Origin of the sequence: Stenotrophomonas sp. GD03777 (assembly GCF_029842485.1) — a bacterium.
Taxonomy (GTDB): domain Bacteria; phylum Pseudomonadota; class Gammaproteobacteria; order Xanthomonadales; family Xanthomonadaceae; genus Stenotrophomonas; species Stenotrophomonas sepilia.
Genome location: NZ_JAOCGL010000213.1, coordinates 1 through 2,439, shown reverse-complemented (window position 1 = coordinate 2,439; position 2,439 = coordinate 1). Strand labels below are relative to the sequence as shown.

Here is a 2,439-nt window from a genome sequence, read left to right as displayed (position 1 = left end):
GGCCGACGGGCGCTGGCTGCTGGCGCGGCTGCGCTGTGGCGAACTGCAACGCATCGTCGGCGGCCTCGATGTCGGCCCCAACGGACTGGTCTCGATCAGCGATGCCGAGGGTTACATGCTGGCCCGCGTGCCTGATCCGCACGGCACGGTGGGCCGCCGCTACGACCTGCCGCGCCGTGACCTGCTCGGCATGCAGGCGGTGGTCGAGCTGGGAAGCGTGCCGGGTGTGGTCGACGGCGTACCGCGCATCATCACCATCAGCACGCTGGAACACAGCCCGCTGGCGGTGCAGGTCGGCCTGGCCGACGAAGACGTACTGGCGCCGTGGTGGCCGTACCTGCAGGCGTCGGTGGCGATCGTACTGGCTTACATCGCGGTGTTGCTGGTGCTGCTGTACGCCGTGCGGCGCAGCACCCGCAGCCAGCAGGCCATGGCCGAGGAGCTGAAAACAGGCCACGCCGAGCTGCGTCTTGCGCACCAGGTCGGTCGTGTCTGTACCTGGTACGTGGATGAGGACGCCGCACTGCTGCGCTGGTCGCCGCTGGCGCGCGAGATCTTTGGCGTGCAGACCGATGCGCTGCCGGTGGCCGATTTCTTCGCACGCGTGCACCGCGACGATGCCGCGCGCCTGCAGCATGCCTTTGACCAGGCATTCGCCGGCAGCGCCGTGCTCGACCAGGTGTTCCGCCTGGTATTGCCCGGGGGCGAGGTGCGCTGGGTGGGCGCACGTGGGCAGCGGGTGGAAGTGGCCGACAGCGAGCGGCGCATGATCGGGGCGCTGACCGACCTGAGTGAGCGTTACCAGGCGCGCGAGCAGGTGAGCGAGGTCGAGCGCCGCTTCCGGCTGCTGTTCGACCGCAATCCTGCACCGTTCTGGGTGTTCGACCCGGATACGCTGCGCTTCATCGAGGTCAACGACGCTGCGGTGCGCCAGTACGGCTACAGCCGCGACGAGTTTCTGTCGATGAGCATCCTCGACATCCGCCCGCGCGAAGGCTGGGACGAAGTGCGTGGTGCCATCCAGCGCGCACAGGTGGGCGATCCTCCGGACGCGACCGTACGCCTGCACCGGCGCAAGGACGGTAGTGTGTTCGAGGTGCGCGCACACCTGTCCAGGCTCGATTTCGACGGACAACCCGCGTGCCTCGTGCTGGCCGAGGATGTCAGCGAACGGCTGGCCTACGAGCGCGACCTGGCCTATCGGGCACGGCACAACCCGGCCACTGGCCTGCTCAACGTGCGCGCCCTGACCGAACAGCTGGACGAGCAGCAGCAGGGCTACACCATCGCCTTCGTGCAGTTGCGTGGCCTGCAGCTTGTGGCCGATACGCTGGGCCGTGAGATCGGCGATGCGGTGCTGCAGTCGATGGCGACCCGGCTCGGTGGACTGGGGGCGCGTTGCGGCACGCTGGCATTCCAGCCGGCGGAAGACTTCGTGTTCGCGATCGGGGCCGAGCACGATACCCAGCGCGTGCTGGATGACCTGCTGCAGATCGTGTCAGCGCCGATGCGTGGCAAGGATTCACTGCACCAGTTCGAACCGCGCATCGGTGTGGCCGTGCACACTGCCGGTGACGGCCACAGCGCCGAGCAGGTGATCGGCATGGCCGCGCAGGCCGCGCAGGCCGCGCACGCGGCGCGTGCCGAGGGCAACGTGGTGGTCTGGTTCGATGCGGCAGTGACCACGCGGCTGGCCGACCGCCTGCGCCTGGCCGGGCGCATCCATGCCGCCATCGACAACGAGTTCCAGCTGTACTTCCAGCCGATCCGGCACGCCAGCGATGGCAGCCCGGCCGCGCTGGAGGCCCTGCTGCGCTGGCCGCAGGCCGATGGCAGCTTCATCCCGCCCAACGAGTTCATCCAGCTGTGCGAGGACACCGGGTTGATCCTGGCACTGGGCCGCTGGGTGATCCGCGCCGCGGCGAAGGCACAGCGGCGGTTGGTCGAGGCCGGTTGGGGCGAGCTGCCGATCGCAGTCAACGTGTCGGCAGTGCAGTTCTTCAACAGCGACCTGGTGGCCGAGTTCACCCGCGTCCAGCAGGAGTTCGGACTGGCCCGCGGCGCACTGCACGTGGAGCTGACCGAGAGCAGCCTGATGCGCAAGCCGGCGCAGGCGATGCAGACCATGCAGCGCCTGCACGAGCAGGGCATCAGCGTGTCGCTGGACGATTTCGGCACCGGCTATTCCAGCATGTCCTACCTGCAGCACCTGCCGCTGGACATCCTGAAAATCGATCGCAGTTTCGTGGCGGACGTGGAAACCAATCCGCGCAACGCTTCGATCTGCCGCGCATTGCTGTCGCTCGGCCACAGCATGGGCCTGACCATCATCGCCGAGGGCGTTGAAACGCCGGGGCAGCTGGACTGGTTGGCTGCGCATGGCTGCGACCAGGTGCAGGGCTACCTGCTGGGGCGGCCGGCGCCGCTGGAGCGGATCAT

The 2,439-nt window shown here is 68.4% G+C and carries 1 protein-coding gene; it reads left to right on the top strand.

Going from position 1 to position 2,439, the window contains the following annotated elements; genetic code table 11:
• Positions 1-2,439 (top strand): EAL domain-containing protein (locus tag N5E02_RS20845; RefSeq protein WP_279946726.1); only part of this gene is annotated, 2,439 nt, incomplete at both ends.